Source organism: Flagellimonas yonaguniensis, from assembly GCF_029193885.1.
GTDB lineage: Bacteria > Bacteroidota > Bacteroidia > Flavobacteriales > Flavobacteriaceae > Flagellimonas > Flagellimonas yonaguniensis.
Map to the genome: position 1 here is coordinate 49,802 of NZ_JARFVB010000017.1, position 17,572 is coordinate 67,373.

At 42.0% G+C, this 17,572-nt stretch carries 12 protein-coding genes; 7 read left to right on the forward strand and 5 right to left on the reverse strand.

Annotated elements, in window-relative coordinates; genetic code table 11:
* Positions 1 to 54 precede the first annotated feature (54 nt).
* The 4 genes from PY092_RS17695 to alaS are packed head-to-tail and all read right to left on the reverse strand — an operon-like array spanning position 55 to position 5,151.
* Positions 55 to 669: a DUF4230 domain-containing protein gene (locus PY092_RS17695; RefSeq protein WP_275617129.1), complete on the reverse strand. Its 615-nt coding sequence runs from the start codon at positions 667 to 669 to the stop codon at positions 55 to 57.
* Positions 666 to 1,637 (reverse strand): GSCFA domain-containing protein, encoded by a 972-nt coding sequence (locus tag PY092_RS17700; RefSeq protein WP_275617130.1) that lies wholly within the window; start codon positions 1,635 to 1,637, stop codon positions 666 to 668. The genes PY092_RS17695 and PY092_RS17700 overlap by 4 nt, the downstream gene beginning before the upstream one ends.
* Positions 1,638 to 1,647: 10 nt before the next feature.
* Positions 1,648 to 2,499, reverse strand: a complete 852-nt coding sequence (locus PY092_RS17705; protein WP_275617131.1) for a tetratricopeptide repeat protein — start codon at positions 2,497 to 2,499, stop codon at positions 1,648 to 1,650.
* Between the two features lie 39 nt (positions 2,500 to 2,538).
* Positions 2,539 to 5,151, reverse strand: coding sequence for an alanine--tRNA ligase (gene alaS, locus PY092_RS17710; protein WP_275617132.1), 2,613 nt, complete (start codon positions 5,149 to 5,151; stop codon positions 2,539 to 2,541).
* Between the two features lie 104 nt (positions 5,152 to 5,255).
* Between alaS and PY092_RS17715 the strand changes: the two genes are divergently transcribed.
* Genes PY092_RS17715 through PY092_RS17740 form a run of 6 tightly spaced genes read left to right on the forward strand, consistent with a single transcriptional unit; the run spans position 5,256 to position 8,958 of the window.
* Positions 5,256 to 6,233 (forward strand): M23 family metallopeptidase, encoded by a 978-nt coding sequence (locus PY092_RS17715; RefSeq protein WP_275617133.1) that lies wholly within the window; start codon positions 5,256 to 5,258, stop codon positions 6,231 to 6,233.
* Positions 6,233 to 6,562, forward strand: coding sequence for a MerR family transcriptional regulator (locus tag PY092_RS17720; protein WP_127137505.1), 330 nt, complete (start codon positions 6,233 to 6,235; stop codon positions 6,560 to 6,562). The genes PY092_RS17715 and PY092_RS17720 overlap by 1 nt, the downstream gene beginning before the upstream one ends.
* 19 nt (positions 6,563 to 6,581) lie before the next feature.
* Positions 6,582 to 7,205, forward strand: coding sequence for a LemA family protein (locus PY092_RS17725; RefSeq protein ID WP_275617134.1), 624 nt, complete (start codon positions 6,582 to 6,584; stop codon positions 7,203 to 7,205).
* Between the two features lie 3 nt (positions 7,206 to 7,208).
* The gene (locus tag PY092_RS17730; RefSeq protein WP_275617135.1) at positions 7,209 to 7,646 is read left to right on the forward strand and encodes a TPM domain-containing protein; all 438 of its coding nucleotides are present in this window, start codon (positions 7,209 to 7,211) and stop codon (positions 7,644 to 7,646) included.
* Positions 7,627 to 8,412 (forward strand): TPM domain-containing protein, encoded by a 786-nt coding sequence (locus tag PY092_RS17735; RefSeq protein ID WP_275617136.1) that lies wholly within the window; start codon positions 7,627 to 7,629, stop codon positions 8,410 to 8,412. Before PY092_RS17730 ends, PY092_RS17735 begins: the two co-directional genes overlap by 20 nt.
* Before the next feature lie 54 nt (positions 8,413 to 8,466).
* Positions 8,467 to 8,958, forward strand: a complete 492-nt coding sequence (locus PY092_RS17740) for a hypothetical protein (protein WP_275617137.1) — start codon at positions 8,467 to 8,469, stop codon at positions 8,956 to 8,958.
* On the opposite strand, the gene PY092_RS17745 is transcribed toward PY092_RS17740, so the two are convergent.
* Positions 8,955 to 11,741 (reverse strand): outer membrane beta-barrel protein, encoded by a 2,787-nt coding sequence (locus tag PY092_RS17745; RefSeq protein WP_275617138.1) that lies wholly within the window; start codon positions 11,739 to 11,741, stop codon positions 8,955 to 8,957. The genes PY092_RS17740 and PY092_RS17745 overlap by 4 nt on opposite strands.
* Before the next feature lie 269 nt (positions 11,742 to 12,010).
* Between PY092_RS17745 and PY092_RS17750 the strand changes: the two genes are divergently transcribed.
* Positions 12,011 to 17,569, forward strand: a complete 5,559-nt coding sequence (locus PY092_RS17750; protein WP_275617139.1) for an alpha-2-macroglobulin family protein — start codon at positions 12,011 to 12,013, stop codon at positions 17,567 to 17,569.
* Positions 17,570 to 17,572: the final 3 nt, after the last annotated feature.

The following is a 17,572-nucleotide window of genomic DNA, read 5'->3' on the forward strand; positions in this document are numbered from 1 at the left end:
GTTTCAATTGATTGATGTACTTTATAGACGCATCAAATCACAAAATGTGACAGCTTAATCCAAAAAAGTTTTCAATTGTTCCGTGTTTTCCACGGGAGTGTTGTTGTACACCAAAGTCCATCCCATGGTATGGGTCAACACCAAAATGTGTGAAAGTTCGCTTATCAACCGATTTTCTGCATTGGAACGTAGGGAGGATGCCTCGATTTTCTCCATCAAAGAAGCATTCACGTTTCGTTTGATGGTATTGTAATCGCCTGCATTGAATGGATTCAAGTAATCGGCGGTGACATCGTAATACTCAAAATCGGGACTGATTTTTATTTCTGGTTCAGGAATCCGGGTAATGGTAAGCAATTTTTGTTCTTCGTCCACTTCATAATTGATTTTGGACATGTCATAGGCAATGGATACATCGGCATTTACCACCACCAAGGCCTTTTTATGGGCAGTGACCAACGGACCGAACAGTTCTTTGGAATCCTTGTAGTTGTACACCTCTGCAAAATGCCCTTCCGTGACCACCAATTTGGAAACATTCCGCAACTCCTGCTGAATGAGCATGGAATTTTCTTCCAAAATCGATTTTTGCTCACGGTCATCAGTACACGATTTATAAATCAAAACCGAGGCCAATGCTATTATCGCTCCAACTAATACTTTCTTCATAAAGAACTTATCTTGAATTTCATGAAAGGATACCTTTCTTGAAGATACGTAATTTTTGCACGGAGCGATGTTTTGAACTTTTGATGCACTTCGGAATCAGGATTGAACGGTCGGTGCAGCAATCCTTTTTGTACAGCTTCCACCTCATCCATTACGGAGTAAGCATTTTTAGAGATCCAAACGGATGTAAAGCGCTCCCAAATGTAATCCACCGCCAGTTGGTTCGGGTGCACCATATCGGTTCCATAAAAACGATAATCGCGTAGCTCATCCATCATAATTTCGTAGGATGGAAAGTAAGCAAGGTCTCTCGACTGCGCTCGAGATGACAAAACGGAGTGAACTGCAGTTATTAAATGTGCCTTGCTTTGCTGGTTCTCCACAAAACCATCTTTGATATGACGAACGGGCGAAATCGTGAAGATGATTTGCGCTTCAGAATTCACATTTTGAATCAACGCTATGATATGTTGAAGGCTCGATTCAATTTCAGCTACACTTAGTAGTTTTTTAGTGAACTGTTTCTGCGGAACCTTATGGCAATTGGCCACCTTTTTACCTGATGAATTATACTCGTACACCCAAGCGGTTCCCAACGTGATGATGATATGGGAAGATGCTAATAGATTGGCCTTGGTTTCTTTCAACCTTTGGTTGAGAAGATGCAACAATGCTTTGGGATTATCGGAACGCAAATCGGAATGCGCATCAAAACAACGCCAAATCCCGTCATGCTCAAAAATTTCTTCTTGCCGATAGTTTTTCCCTGCGATGGCTCTCTGCACCAAATTTTCAATGGCCAAAGGATGAAATAATATGCCAAATGGATTTTGAAGTGTTTGGAATTTAAAGTAATCCAGCTTCGCGCCTATATTTTCCACAAAACAAGACCCCAAAAGCACCAACTTATTTTGATAATCAATGGGATTATCGCTAGGTGTTAAAGGTAACTTGGTTTGTAGTTCCATGGGTTGGTATCTATTTTTTTCTAGATCTTGGACTTAATCTATGAAAGACTTGATAAGGATAAACAACATAATAAACTTGATCTTCATTGATTGTATTTTGGTTGTTTTTCCATGCTAATTCAATTGTTTTTTCAGTCTCTTCTTTTTTCCCGGAATTATATTGTGATATGGCCTTATAATAAAGAGCGTCTGCAAAGTTTTCATAAACCTTTAAACTCATATCAAAATTTTCGATTGCATTTTCGTAGTTCTTGAGTTCATATTCAACTACTCCCATGTAAAACCAGTCCATATAATGGCATGCTTCCTCAGGAGGGTCGTTAGGGAAATCTTTGAATTGCTGCTCTTTGCTTTTTAGGAGGTAATTTTTAGCATTCTCAAATTGGTTCAACTGCAAATAATCCAATGCTATGTAAAAATTATACGTGTGGTCCATCACATACCCATCCCCATACTTTTCCTTTGCCAACTTTAATTCATCTATAGACTCTTGGTACTCATTGGAGAAAAGACATTTCATAAAACCACTGTAATCCAAATATCTTTTGGGGTCATGTAAAACCGCTTTTTCCAAAAAGGGTTTTCCTAAAGAAAACTTACGCTCTTTATATAATGGCATTGCTTTCTGCTGCCAGAAATAAGCCGAATCAGGTTTAATCATCAAAGCAGAATCCAAATAGTGCTGCCTGTCCACAGAATATACAGGGACTTTATTTGCTTTTTCCCAATATTCCGCAATTTTAATTGAATCATCAGCTGATAACACAACCTTTTCAGATTCAAACGACCTTACCTCTTCTATTTTGCTCTCATTTTCAGCACAAGCTTGAAAAATCAGAAATATATACAAGATTTTTTTCATACATAATATAAAGAGAGGTTGGGTTAATAAAGGAATTAATTATGACAGATAAGCCTTCACTCTATCCAACGCTTCGGGGATTCCATCAGGATTTTTACCCCCAGCAGTAGCAAAGAAAGGTTGTCCTCCGCCCCCCCCTTGAATGTATTTGCCCAGCTCACGGACAATGGTTCCGGCATTCAAATCTTTTTCCGCCACCAAATCCTTGGAAATGTAGCAGGACAATATGGCTTTTCCATCTTTTTCCGAAGCAAGAAATAGGAATAGATTATCTACCTGACCACCCATTTCAAAGGCAAGGTCCTTGATTCCTCCTGCATCCAAATCCACTTTTTTCGCCAAGAACTTGGCACCGCCCAAATCTTCCAATTCGGCAATCAACTCGTTTTTGAGTCCCTTGGCTTTATCTTTCAACAATTGCTCCACTTGTTTTTTAAGAGCCATGTTTTCCTCTTGCAAGCCAGCAACCGATTTTACAGGGTCTTGGGAGTTCTTCAACAAATCCTTTATCTCAAAGAGCATACGGTTATTGTTGAAGTAAAATTCTTTAACGGCATCGGAGGTAATGGCTTCGATTCTACGAATTCCAGCAGCAACGGCGCCTTCTGAAACAATTTTGAAGTGCCAGATATCGGCCGTGTTCTTCACGTGGGTGCCACCGCAAAGTTCAATGGATTGTCCAAAACGAATGGTACGCACCGTATCTCCATATTTTTCTCCAAAAAGTGCCATTGCACCCTGCTCCATGGCTTCTTTCATCGGAACATTGCGGCTTTCTTCCAAAGGAAGGTGTCCATCGATACGGGCATTGACGAAGTTTTCAACTTCCCGTAGTTCTTCCGTGGTCAATTTTGAAAAGTGGGAGAAATCAAATCGCAAGTATTTGGAATGTACCGCGGAGCCTTTCTGTTCCACGTGGGTCCCCAAAACTTCACGCAATGCCTGATGCAATAAGTGTGTTGCGGTGTGATTGCACTCGGTTCTCCGCCGTTGTTTTTGATCTACAACCGCTTTAAAACTTCCAGAAACCTCTTTGGGCAACGACTTGGCAAAATGAACAATCTCGTTGTTCTCCCTTTTGGTATCCACAATATAGGTAACATCGCCATTGGACGCTTCCAAATAGCCTTTATCGCCTACCTGACCTCCGCCTTCAGCATAAAATGGAGTAAGATTGAACACCAATTGGTATTGATCGCCTTCCTTTTTACTGGTCACTTTACGGTATTTAACCAACTTCACATCGGCTTCCAAACTATCGTAACCAATAAATTCCTGTTCGGCATCGGTCATCAGAATGTTCCAATCATCCTTGGACACTTCGGATGCTGCACGGGAACGATCTTTTTGTGCTTTCAATGCTTTTTCAAACCCTTCCGTATCCAATTGATAGCCTTTCTCTTCCAAGATCAAAGCGGTCAAATCTATCGGAAAACCAAAGGTATCGTAAAGTTCAAAGGCCTTGTCCCCCGCAATGGTTTTATCTTTTGATGATTTGATCACGGAATCCAATAACACCAAACCTTGCTCCAAGGTACTCAAGAAAGAGCTTTCCTCTTCCTTGATCACATTTTCAATCAATTGGTATTGCTCTTTCAACTCTGGAAAAGCCTTGCCCATTTGTTCGCTCAAGACTCTTACCAATCTATGGATAAATGGTTTGTTGGTATCCAAAAAGGTAAATCCATAGCGAATGGCACGACGTAAAATCCTTCGGATGACGTAACCTGCCCCTGTATTGCTAGGTAATTGTCCATCAGCAATGGAAAAGGCAACTGCGCGAACATGGTCAGCTATCACACGAATGGCAATATCGGTTTCCTCGTTGGCACCATATTTTTTACCTGTGATGATTTCCACTTCGCGAATCAGAGGGGTAAATACATCGGTATCATAATTAGATTGCTTGTTTTGGAGTACCATACAAAGGCGCTCAAAGCCCATTCCCGTATCAATATGCTTTTCTGGAAGTGGCTCCAAACTGCCATTGGCTTTACGATTGAACTGCATAAAGACCAAGTTCCATATTTCCACCACTTGTGGATGATCTTGGTTGACCAAGGAAGCTCCGTCAACTTTTGCTTTTTCCTCTTTGGAACGAATATCCACATGGATTTCGGAGCATGGTCCGCAGGGACCTTGATCGCCCATTTCCCAAAAGTTGTCCTTTTTGTTCCCTTTGATGATCCTATCCTCGGGCACAATGGCCTTCCACAAATCGTATGCTTCTTGATCTAGTGGCAATCCATCGTCTTCGCTTCCTTCAAAAACGGAAACATAAAGACTGTCCTCATCAATTTTATATACCTCAGTGAGCAATTCCCATGCCCACCCAATGGCTTCTTTCTTAAAATAATCCCCAATACTCCAGTTCCCCAACATCTCGAACATGGTGTGGTGGTAAGTGTCTTTCCCTACCTCCTCGAGATCGTTGTGCTTTCCGCTTACCCTTAAACATTTTTGGGTATCGGTAAGGCGTTTGCTCTTAGGAATGGAATTCCCCAAAAAGTACTCCTTGAACTGGTTCATACCAGCATTGGTGAACATCAAGGTCGGGTCGTCCTTCATGACCATGGGCGCCGATGGTACAATTTTGTGGTTCTTTTCTTTGAAAAAGTTTAAAAACTGGTTTCTAACTTCTTGGGATGTCATTGAATTCCTAGGGTTTTCTTAAATTTAACACTTTAAGCAAAACAATTTTTATATTTGTTTGTTCTGTTTAAAATGAGTGAGCAAAAATAGGATAAAATCCATTCATGTCTAAAGTAAAGTACTATTACGATCCGGACACACTTTCGTACAGAAAGATAGAGCCGAAAAAATCCAAAAAGTACAGGAACATATTCTTGTTCTTGTTGGGGTCCGCGTTGTTCGGTTTCCTTGGACTGATCATCCTTTTAAATACGAGTTGGGTAAATACTCCCAAAGAACTTTCCTTGGAACGTGAAGTTCGTAATTATGAACTGCAATACGATATCCTCAACCGAAAAATGGACCAAATGGAACAGGTTTTGGCCAATATTGAGGATCGGGACAATAATATTTACAGATTATATTTTGAAGCCAACCCTATTCCCGAAGAGCAGCGAAGAGCTGGTTTTGGTGGGGTAAATCGCTATAAAGACCTGGAAGGCTTCAACAATTCCGAAATTATCATTGACGCTACCAAAAGGTTGGACATCATCCAAAAAGAAATGGTAATTCAATCCAAATCCCTGGATGAAATTGCCAAATTGGCGGAAGAAAAGGAAAAATTGTTGGCTTCCATTCCAGCCATTCAACCTGTAAGCAACGAAGACCTTACCCGAATGGCATCTGGTTACGGCTGGCGTTCGGACCCGTTTACCAAAGCTCGCAAAATGCACTGGGGCATGGATTTTACCGCTCCGCGTGGAACTCCGATCTATGCATCAGGTGATGGTAAAGTGGTTCGTGCCGACAATAGATCTTCAGGTTACGGAAAACACGTTCGTATCGATCATGGGTATGGTTATATTTCCTTGTACGGACACATGAGCAAATACAATGTTACCGTAGGCCAAAAAGTCAAAAGAGGCGACCTCATCGGCTTTGTAGGCAGTACGGGACGTTCCCAAGCACCCCACGTGCACTACGAAGTGTTCAAGGATGGGGAACGCATCAACCCTATCAACTTCTACTACGGAAGTTTGTCTGCTGAAGAATTTGAGAACATGCTCAGGTTGGCAAACCAAGAGAACCAATCACTGGATTAATGCACGTAGATCTTCCAGAAAAACGATATTATGGCATAGGCGAAGTAGCCAAGGCCTTTGGGGTAAACACTTCCCTGATTCGTTTTTGGGAAAAAGAGTTCGATGTACTCCAGCCTAAAAAAAACGCCAAGGGCAATCGTAAATTCACGCCGCAGGATATCCAAAACCTACAATTGATATACCATTTGGTAAAAGAACGTGGATTTACCTTGGAAGGAGCAAAAATTCATCTGAAGGAAGAAAAACAGAAGGCACTTTCCAATTTTGAGGTAATTCAAAAACTGCAAAAGGTAAAAGCAGAACTATTGAAAATAAAAGAACAACTATAAACACTTTAACCAATAGAAAATGAAAAAAGCAGGTATCGCAGGATTAGGTTGTTTAGGCATATCGATAATTGCCATTGTAATTATTTTGGGTGCCGGGGTTTTATTTGCATTTAATTTCAACAACACAGCCGTACAATACGAAGCTGATGCAAAAACAGCTTGGGCCAATGTGGAAAGTTCTTACCAAAGAAGAAATGACCTCATAGGAAATTTGGTGCAGACCGTTCAAGGTGCTGCCGATTTTGAAAGAGGTACCTTGACCGATGTCATTGAGGCAAGAGCCAAAGCCACATCCACCAATATTGATGCAAACAACATTACCCCGGAGCAGTTGGCAGAGTTTCAACAAGCGCAAACTGGGCTGTCATCTGCCCTGTCCAGATTATTGGTTACCGTGGAGCGTTATCCAGAATTGAAAGCCAATCAAAACTTTTTGGAGCTGCAATCACAACTGGAAGGCACAGAAAATCGCATCAATGTGGCAAGGGACAGATTTAATGAAAAAGTGAATATTTATGATGTTCACATTAGCAAATTCCCAGGAACAATACTTGCTGGATGGTTTGGTTTCGAAGATATGCCAAGATACCAAGCTGATCCAGGTTCCGAAAACGCCCCCGATGTGAACTTCGAATTCAACTAAATTATGTCGCACGTAGAAGAGTTTTTGACTGCTGAGGAAGAAAGTGATATTGTAAATGCCATTGTTGAAGCCGAAAACAACACTTCTGGCGAAATACGGGTACACATTGAAGCATCGTCAAAAATAGACCACTTTAGCAGAGCACAACAGCTATTCCATTTTCTGAAGATGGACAACACCAAAGAAGGTAACGGTGTTCTTCTATATGTTGCGGTGGATGATAGAAAGTTTGTCATCTATGGCGGAGAAGGTATTGATAGGGCCGTTCCCAAAGGATTTTGGGATACCACCAAGGATGTGATCGCTTCACATTTTAAAAAAAGAAATTTTAAACAAGGTATCGTTGAAGGAATTCTATTGGCGGGCAAAGAACTGCAGGTCCATTTTCCATGGGACCACGACGACACCAATGAACTGAACGATGCAATATCCAAAGGGTAGTTTTTTACTGTTTTTTTTATGTATCTCCATAGCTTGGGGACAATTTACCATACCCGAAAAACCGCAGAAAGAAACGAGTGTTTACGATTATGTGAACTTGTTGTCTCCCTCGCAGAGCAATGCCTTGGAACAAAAGCTTATTCAGTATTCCGATAGTACGTCCACGCAAATTGTAGTGGCCATAATTAGTTCCACCGAAGGAGAGAACATCAATTATTTGGGAGCTCAATGGGGTCAAAAGTGGGGCATTGGACAAGCGGACAAGGACAATGGTGTGCTCATACTATTGGCCAAGGATGACCGCAGAATTGCCATCAACACAGGATATGGTGTGGAGGGCAGTCTTACCGATTTGATGTCAAAGCGCATCATTGAAACCGTAATCATCCCAGAATTTAAAGAAGGTAGTTATTACCGTGGCCTGGACAGAGGTTCCGATGCCATTTTTAAAGTATTGACCGGCGAGTTTACCGAGGAGCGTAGTTTTGGCAACAAAAGACCATTTCCTTTTGAAATCTTGTTTCCCTTTATCATTTTTATAGTGATACTTATCATTTTGTGGAGTCGCAAAAACAAGGGTGGTGGTCGCGGTGGCCGTAGAGGCCGCGGACTTGACATTTGGGACATGATCATATTGAGCAATATGGGCCGTAGTTCAGGCTCTTCCGGTGGATTTGGCAGTGGTGGCTTTGGAGGAGGCGGTGGTTTTAGCGGAGGCTTCGGCGGTGGTGGTTTTGGAGGCGGTGGTGCTTCTGGAGGATGGTAAGTCCGTAGCAAAGCAACCTAAGCATTATGTTGCCATCTTTTGGATAAAGACATTATGCCAAAAAAGCTTTTTCTTTTACTTGTAACGATTCTCTCAATTTCATGTAAATCGGATGATGATTCCATGGATTTAAATTGTGCAGCAGTATTTTGTGCAGCAGTTGATGACACACTCTACCTTCAATTTTTAAATCCTGAAAACGATGATGATCTATTGGACAATGGAGCCATTGACACCAACCTTATGGAGATTGTCAATGAAAAAAACCAAGAAATAACATTTACAATTGAAGAATATCCTGATATGGGAATGTTTTTGGCCATTCCTGTGTCAAAGGAATCATTCAGGCAACAATCATTCACAATAGATTTTGAGGAAGGCGATTCATTTACAATACACCTTGAAACAAGTTTCCCCAAAGGAGAAGGATGTTGCGGCCCCTATACAACCTTGGAGAATTTTAACATTGACCATTACTCTTATGAATTGGTGGAGCCTTCCCCATTTCCTGTATTCAGCACAGTCTATATTCCAAATCTCAATTAAAACCTCATAAACCTTGGACCTCCGCCTCGTTTATTAGGTGCTCCTTTACCTCCAAATGAATCAAACTTGATGGTTAAACTCCCCATAAAGTAGCGTTTGAGGACAGTTCCTTGAAAATCCTGAACAAAATCCTGCCCCGTTGTCCTTCGTGTATTGATGTTCTGATTGAGCAAATCGTAGGCCAGTACCTTTAACGTTGCTTTTTTCTTGAACATTTGCAAGCCAAGACTCATGTTCCAAAATATAGCGTCCTTATCAAATCCATCCCCCAAATTACCATTATAGCTGTAGGTAATATCATTTCCGAAAACTACATTTTTAGGCCAATACGAAGTCAATTTGAGCGCAAGATTGTGGGTTGTAAAATCAATATCCTCCACATTTTCCAGATTATATCGAGTAGAACTTATTCCGATACGGTACTCAGGCTCTATCTCGAGCATCTCTTTGTAATTGAACAAAAGTCCAAGCCTTGGGTTAAAACTAAAGTTCTTTGCTTCCAACCTTCTGCCATTGGTAAAACCTACCTGTTTACTGATGTTGAAACCCGGTCCTATAGTAAACTTTAGAGTGTAAACACTATCCTTTTTGATTTGCTTGGAATAATTGACGCCCATCCATCCATTGTAATTGCCGTCCACATTCTCATAGGTGGTGGTTCGGATGAAATTTTCATCCGTAGTGGTTATTGACACCACCTTATCCTGTTCAAAATTGATTCCCGAATAAGCGAACAAGCCCGTTCTATCTTTCCAATTATAGTTGTTGAAGTTCAAATAAACGCTATGGTTCACTTCTGGACCCAAATTGGGGTTACCTTCAATAATGTTCAATGGGTTGCTCACATTGGGAACAGGTTGCAACTGGTTTACCGAAGGTAAATTGAGTCGTGAGTTATACCGGATACTTATTCTTTTGCTTCCCACATTATAATTGAAGAACGAACCCAACAAAAACTTACTATAGTCCTTGGAAAAAGTGGTGGACTGGATAAAATCCTCGTTATCCAAAGCTATCTGCTCCAATCTCGCCCTTACATTGAACCGGAATTTTTTACCATTGGAGCCAAATCTAATTTCAGGTGCATGCTTATTGGTATTGAAATTAAAGTCGGAACTTAACATCTCATTATACACATACGCCCCGCTAACCTCATCAAAATTGGAAACGGAACGTTCATTTTTTTGCTCATTGTTCTCGTAGCTATACCTGAAATCCACATATAAATCCTTGTTCAAAGGTTGACGGTAAGCCGCCCCAACCTCATAACTGTCATTCGAATTATCTATAATGGTCTGTTGATCCAACTCCTGTTCACTTGGGTCATCACCAAAAATGCTACTTTGTGAGTTTATAAAGGACTCTGAGTCGTTTACACTGTTATTGTTATTGAAGAATACCCTGACATATCCACCCAAAGTATCCAGCTTCTTCATCAACTCAACCCGATTACTGAAATTTCTACGGAATCCATCCGTTGTCTCCAAAGAATTGTTACGGTTGATCAAATTACCATCCTCATCACGTGACTCTGTATTTTCCGCATTGGTGGAATTGGTATTGTTCACACTCAAATTAGGTTGAACTGTAATTCGAGTGGTCTTGTCAATATCAAACTCCAAATTGGCCGAACCTTGATTGGAATTGGTGGTCCCCACAAAACTGGTTTCCGTATCGGTAAAAAAACTGCCATCGGGCAAAATGTTCTCCCTAGAGATTTTTTCATCATTATATGAGTCACTGTAGGAGAAAAAATAATTGCCATCCACTCGGTACTTTCCTTTATCCTGATCAGCATAGCTTGCACCCAATGTTGAGGACGTAGTGATTCCTTGTCCAAACCCAAAAGACATATTACCTATGGTAAATCCACCGTTCCTGTTGAACCCTATTCCTCCTCCTCTGGCATTACCCACCATTTCATATATCTCATCAAAGGAAAAACCAGGGTTGTTGATATTGTTGGAGCTTCCCAGAACACTTATTCGCTGGGTATCGTTAAAGTAATTGACCAAACCATTGGCCTGGTAGCGGTCATCTGTTCCATATCCTCCTGAAAGGCGCCCCATGTACCCTTTGTTCTTATCTTCTTTGAGTGTAAGGTTGATGGTTTTGTTCTCGCCATCACCTTCTTCGCCGATAAACTCTTGCTCCTTTGTCTTGGTATCAGTGATCTGGATTTTGCTGATGATGTCCTTGGAAAGCGTTTTTGTGGCCACTTTTGGGTCTGTGCTAAAAAAGACCTGTCCGTTTACCAGCACTTGGTTGACCTCTTTGCCATTTACCGTAATGGTTCCATCGCTGTCCACTTCCACACCGGGCAACTTCTTCAGTACATCTTCCACAGTGGCATCGGGCCGGGTCTTGAAGGAATCCGCATTGAATTCCAAGGTATCCTTTTTTACAGTAATGGGCACCCGCTCCCCAATAAGATCGATCCCCTCCAATTGTTGCACTTGTTCTTCCATTTTAATGGTACCCACTTCAATCACAGGCTGCAAGGCAACCTCCTTGGTTTGCGATTCGAATCCATTGGAAGAAAAAGCCAAACGGGCTTTTTTGTAAGCGGTTTTCCCTTCCAGCGCAAAAATTCCTTGTGCATTGGTTATGGTATAAGTAATTAAACTGCTGTCCCTTAAAGTCTCGGCATAAATAGTCGCTGCCTCTATGGGCGAACCCGTAGCGGCATCCACAATTTTACCTTTGACCAAAAATTCTTGTCCGTATGAGTTAAAAGAAATAAATAAGGGAATAAAAATGAGGTAAGCGTAAAATCTTTTCAATTGATGGTTGGTTTTTTGATTAGATTGAATTGAATACCAAAATATTATTTTGGAAAAACGTCTCCATACCGTTTAACTTAACTTTTAGAAAAAACCCATTGAAAATCCATTTTTCACAAAAAATCCGCAAAAAATTAATGAAATCATATATCTTTTTCAGATATTACAAAATACTCCAGCCTAACCCCATAGACTGAAAAACATTTCAAGCCAATTTTGACTATCTTGCTTTTGGTTATAATTGATGAATTAAAACATCCTTTTTTCGTATGTCCCGGTTATTCAAAACACTACCTATCGCATTCCTGATTCTTATCGCATCCTGTAAAAAAAAGAACAGTTCCGAAACCGATAATCTTTTCAAGTTCAAAGACTACATTAGTTATCATACCAATGGCAACCAAAGCATTTCCACACCGATAAAAATTGCCTTGGCCCAACAGTTGGAGCAATTTGAACTGACCCAGGAATTACCCAAGGACTATTTGGATATTTCACCAAAAGTGGATGGCAAGTTGATTATTGAAAACGGCAGGGAACTTACCTTTCAGCCAACAGAATATCTACACCCCAATACCGAATATACCATCAGCCTGAAACTCAACAAACTCTTCGAGCAAATAGGAAGTGAGTTTAAGACATACACTTTCAGCTTTAAGACCATTGCACCGAATTTCAGGGTCAATTTGGGGAATTTACAATCCTACAGCAAGGATTGGCAATACCTTACCGGCACATTGGATGCTTCGGATATACTGGATGCATCAAAAATAAAAACAGTGCTTTCTGTAAAACAAGGAGAAAAAACCATCCCTGTCAAATGGGACAACACTTCGGACAACGCACAATACTTCAGCTTTAAAATTGATAGTATTTCCAGAAAAACAGATGATAGCCAACTTACCATTAATTGGACTGGGGATGCCTACAATATTGAAAACAAAGGTTCTGAAACTTATCCCATCCCGGGCAAGAACAAATTTGTGATCATTGATGCTAAAACCACATCCGCACCCAATGCCGTGCTTACCCTAAATTTTTCGGAACCTTTAAAGCAGGACCAAAACCTGAATGGTCTGGTAACCATTGAAAATGCAGAAAGTCTTCGGTACGAAATTAACGGAAACATCTTGAGCGTTTACCCATCCAATAGAATTCTGGGCGAAGTACGCATCAATGCCTTTCAAGGCATTAAAAGTGAATATGGATTTACTTTGAAGGATAATTTCTCCGAACTGGTCTCTTTTGAGCAGCTAAAACCTGCTGTGCGATTGATTTCCAAAGGAACCATTCTCCCCAACGCATCCTCAACGCCCATTTATTTTGAAACCGTCAACCTTGCTGCCGTTGAAGTTCGTGTGATTCAGGTATATCAGGACAATATGCTCCAGTATCTTCAAAACTATGATTTGACCGAAAATTACAACCCCGATTTTAGACCTGTCGGGCGCAGGGTAGCCTACAAAGTCATACCTCTAACAGAAGATGGAAACAAAAATACCAGCTATTGGCAGGCACACGGACTTGATTTGTCGGAAATGATCAAAATAAATCCGGGTTCGTTGTATCGGGTCGAATTTAGTTTCAAAAAAGAACATACTACCTACGATTGTGGCGATGGTGCAGACACTGAAGAATCAACTGCCGAATATGCCTTGGAGCAAAGCTCAGATGAAGCCTCGCAGGAAGAACGATATTGGGACAACGAAATCTACAATTACAGAAACTACGACTATAACTGGGAGCAACGGGACAACCCTTGTCACACCGCATATTACAATTACGATAGAATAGCAGCGACGAATCTGTTGGGCAGCGATTTAGGACTCATTGTTAAAAAAGGAAGCAATCGCTCCCATCATTTTGCAGTGACCAACCTGCTTACCACGCAACCCGTAGCAAACGCCAAAATAAAGCTGTACAATCATCAACAACAACTTATCGGCGAAGCGACTACCGATGCCAAGGGCCTTTCCGTTTACGATAGCGATAAGGGCATTGCCTTTGCTGTGGCCGAACACAACAACAATTTTGCCTATGCCAAACTAGCGGACGGGAATGCATTGTCCCTCAGTAAGTTTGATATATCGGGAGAGCGACTTCAAAAAGGGCTGCAAGGCTATTTATACACTGAAAGAGGAGTACATAGACCTGGTGATGTCATCCACTTGACATTTGTTTTGGATGATAATGCAAATCCTTTGCCCAATGGACATCCAGTAGCTCTGGAAGTGAGCGATGCACGCGGCAAATTGATACAGCGAAATGTTTTGAAAGAGGGAAGCATTCCCGTTACTGATGGTCTGTATGCCAAAAAAGAAAAGAATTTCTACTATTTCCCCATTCCAACAGAAGCTACGGCCCCAACAGGAAACTGGTCGGCCAAAGTGATAGTGGGAGGGGCGCAATTCAGTAAAACTTTGAAAGTGGCAACCGTTAAGCCAAACCGATTAAAAGTGGATTTCGCTTTTGATGATGAAGTACTGGAAGCCAATTCCTTCAACAGGGGAAAAGCCGAAGTAAAATGGTTGCACGGTGCTCCTGCCCGTAACCTTAAAATTGATATCAATGCCACGTTGAGACAAACATCATCCGCTTTTCCAAAGTATAAAAATTATGTTTTCCAAGACCCTGTCCGTACCTTCAACCAGACCGAACTGCAATGGATTTCATCTAAATTGGATGCCGATGGCGTACTCGATATCAACAAAAAAATAGATGTAAATGGCAACGCTCCTGGAATGTTACAAGCAACTTTTACCACGAAAGTGTTTGAAGGAGGTGGCGATTTCTCGATAGATGTATTCTCGAAAAATTTGGCGCCTTTTTCCAACTTTGTTGGACTACGCTCGCCAGAAGCAAAACGGTATGGTTCCTTTTTAACGGACGACAACAATACGTTTGATGTGGTTTCCGTCGATGCGCAAGGAAATCCATCGGGCAACCGAAAATTAAAGGTTCAAGTGTTCAAAATTGAATGGCGCTGGTGGTGGAACCGTGGTTACGACAACCTATCACGATATGAAAATGCCACCGTGCACCGACCGTTCAAAGAAATGGAGGTCACCACGGGAAGCGATGGTAAGGCCAATTTCAATATCAATGTTCCCGATGAGCAAGGTGGACGTTACCTCATCCGTGTAATGGACGAAGTCTCAGGTCATGCAACGGGTCGCACCGCATATTTTTATCGCAATTGGTGGCGTAGACCAACATCCGCGGATGCCGAGAGCTCCAAAATTTTGATTTTCTCCACCGACAAGGAAAAATACACCCTAGGGGAAGAAGCGACAGTCACTTTCCCTTCGGATAAAGGCGGGCGTGCCCTGGTCAGTATCGAAAATGGCACCGAAGTGCTCTCCCAACAATGGATAGAAACCACCGCAAAAGAAACTAGGGCTACCATCCCGATTACCGCAGAAATGGCCCCGAATGCCTACGTGAACATTTCCTTGTTGCAACCGCACAGTCAGGTTAAAAATGACTTGCCCATTCGATTGTACGGCGTTGTTCCACTCTTGGTGGAAAATCCAGAAACATTCTTGGAACCACAGATCAGTATGCCAGATGTGCTGCAACCAGAAGCATCATACAAAGTCACCGTATCCGAAGCCAATAAGAAACCCATGACCTATTCGTTGGCTGTGGTAGATGATGGTCTTTTGGACTTGACACGTTTTCCCACTCCAGACATTCACAATGCGTTCTATGCCCGACAAGCTTTGGGCGTAAAGACCTTCGACATTTTTGATGATGTGATGGGAGCCTACTCCATAAGTGTGGACAACATCTACGCTATCGGTGGTGGTGGCATTGGTGCTGGTGGCAAAAACCGAAAAGCGCAACGTTTCAAACCCGTTGTGACCTATTTGGGTCCATTTACGTTGAAAGCAGGAGGAAAAGCATCGCATACCATCGATATGCCGAACTATGTGGGTTCTGTCCGGACTATGGTCGTTGCTGGGAATCCGAACAGTGCTTACGGCAATGCCGAGAAAACCACCCCTGTGCGCAAACCTTTAATGGTATTGACTTCCATTCCACGAAAACTATCTCCTGGAGAGACCGTGACCATTCCTGTTACGGTATTTGCCATGGAACCCAAAGTTAAAAACGTCAAGGTCAATATTGATGCTGGAAAAGCATTGGAACCCATCAATGGAACTTCCAAAAACATTACTTTCAATGCCGTTGGAGAGCAAATTGTCAATTTTGAATTTAAAGTCAACCCAACATCATCGTTCCAAACCATAAAAGTTATGGCAACGGGTGCTGGGGAAAGCGCATCCAATGAGACCGAAATCGATGTGGAAAATCCAAATCCTGTCACCACCAAAAGTGAATTGTACACACTCGACCCAAATGCATCACAGACCATTTCAATGGAAACTTTTGGCACATCGGGCACTAATGAAGCATTCATAGAATTCTCAACGCTTCCGCCGATGGATTTCTCCAAACGAATGGATTATCTGTTACGCTATCCCCACGGATGCGTGGAGCAGACCACTTCTGCAGCATTCCCGCAATTGTTCTTGGCAGATGTATTGGACATTACTTTTGATAAAAAGAAGGACATTGAGAAAAACATAAAAGCAGCCATTGACAGGCTAAGTGATTTCCAAGTTCCCAATGGAGGATTGAGCTACTGGCCGGGTTACGGCAATGCGGATGATTGGGGTACCTCCTACGCAGGGCATTTTATGCTCGAAGCCAAAAAAGAAGGGTATCAACTCCCCTTGACATTCTTGAGCAACTGGTTGAGATACCAAAAGAATGCCGCACGCCAGTGGAGCAATCAAACCACTTATTACAACGACGATATTTCGCAAGCGTACCGTTTGTACACCTTGGCTTTGGCCCAACAACCCGAACTGGCCGCAATGAACCGTTTACGGGAAACCGCAAACCTCAGTAATGAAGCCAAATGGCGATTGGCAGCCGCGTATGCCTTGGTCGGTAAAAAAGAGGTGGCAGAAGCCATCGCCCAAAAGGCCAACATCAACTTTACAGCCAACAATTACAACTACAGAACCTATGGTTCCGTGTTTCGAAACCGAGCCATGGCATTGGAAACCATGGTCATCTTAGGCGACTCACAACAAAGGGAATTGGCTGTTTCCTTGGCCAAGAATTTATCATCACAGCGATGGTACAGCACCCAAGAAACAGCTTTTGCTCTCTTGGCCATGTCCAAAATGGTTATGGAAAATGGAGGAAGGTCCATCGACCTTACCTTTACCAACAATGGAAAAAATATTAATGTCAAAACCGATAGGGCCATAGCGCAACGGGAACTTTTCGTGACTTCCTTTAAGGAAGAAATCGAGGTGAAAAACAACCAAGGAAATATCATTTATGCTACTCTTACCCAAACTGGCAAATTACCTGTGGGCGAGGAATTGGCACAACAGCAAAACCTAAAATTATCCGTAAACTATGTGAATCCGCTCGGCAATTCAGTCAATGTGGGCGAGTTGCGACAAGGAACGGAGTTCGAGGCAAAACTGACCATTTTCAACAGTTCCGATGATTATATCGACAATGTGGCCCTGACCCATATCGTGCCCAGTGGATGGGAAATTGTGGACACCTCTTTTGTAAGTGGAGATAATGAGAATGCATCCAAAGCGGACTATGTGGATACTCGGGACGACAGGACGCATCTGTATTTTGATTTGGACGCTAAAAAATCAAAAGTCTTTACTATCAAATTGAATGCATCGTTCTTGGGCGATTATTATTTGCCCGGTGCCCAAGCTGAAGCGATGTACGACAACAACTACCAAGCCCGAAACAAAGGACAGTGGATAAAAATAGTTCAGTAATGT

Coding starts and splice junctions, on each gene's coding strand:
- PY092_RS17735 (WP_275617136.1), top strand. CDS start 7,627: ATGCAATATCCAAAGGGTAGTTTTTTACTGTTTTTTTTATGTATCTCC.
- alaS (WP_275617132.1), bottom strand. CDS start 5,151: ATGACATCCCAAGAAGTTAGAAACCAGTTTTTAAACTTTTTCAAAGAA.
- PY092_RS17705 (WP_275617131.1), bottom strand. CDS start 2,499: ATGAAAAAAATCTTGTATATATTTCTGATTTTTCAAGCTTGTGCTGAA.
- PY092_RS17695 (WP_275617129.1), bottom strand. CDS start 669: ATGAAGAAAGTATTAGTTGGAGCGATAATAGCATTGGCCTCGGTTTTG.
- PY092_RS17730 (WP_275617135.1), top strand. CDS start 7,209: ATGTCGCACGTAGAAGAGTTTTTGACTGCTGAGGAAGAAAGTGATATT.
- PY092_RS17740 (WP_275617137.1), top strand. CDS start 8,467: ATGCCAAAAAAGCTTTTTCTTTTACTTGTAACGATTCTCTCAATTTCA.
- PY092_RS17750 (WP_275617139.1), top strand. CDS start 12,011: ATGTCCCGGTTATTCAAAACACTACCTATCGCATTCCTGATTCTTATC.
- PY092_RS17715 (WP_275617133.1), top strand. CDS start 5,256: ATGTCTAAAGTAAAGTACTATTACGATCCGGACACACTTTCGTACAGA.
- PY092_RS17725 (WP_275617134.1), top strand. CDS start 6,582: ATGAAAAAAGCAGGTATCGCAGGATTAGGTTGTTTAGGCATATCGATA.
- PY092_RS17720 (WP_127137505.1), top strand. CDS start 6,233: ATGCACGTAGATCTTCCAGAAAAACGATATTATGGCATAGGCGAAGTA.
- PY092_RS17700 (WP_275617130.1), bottom strand. CDS start 1,637: ATGGAACTACAAACCAAGTTACCTTTAACACCTAGCGATAATCCCATT.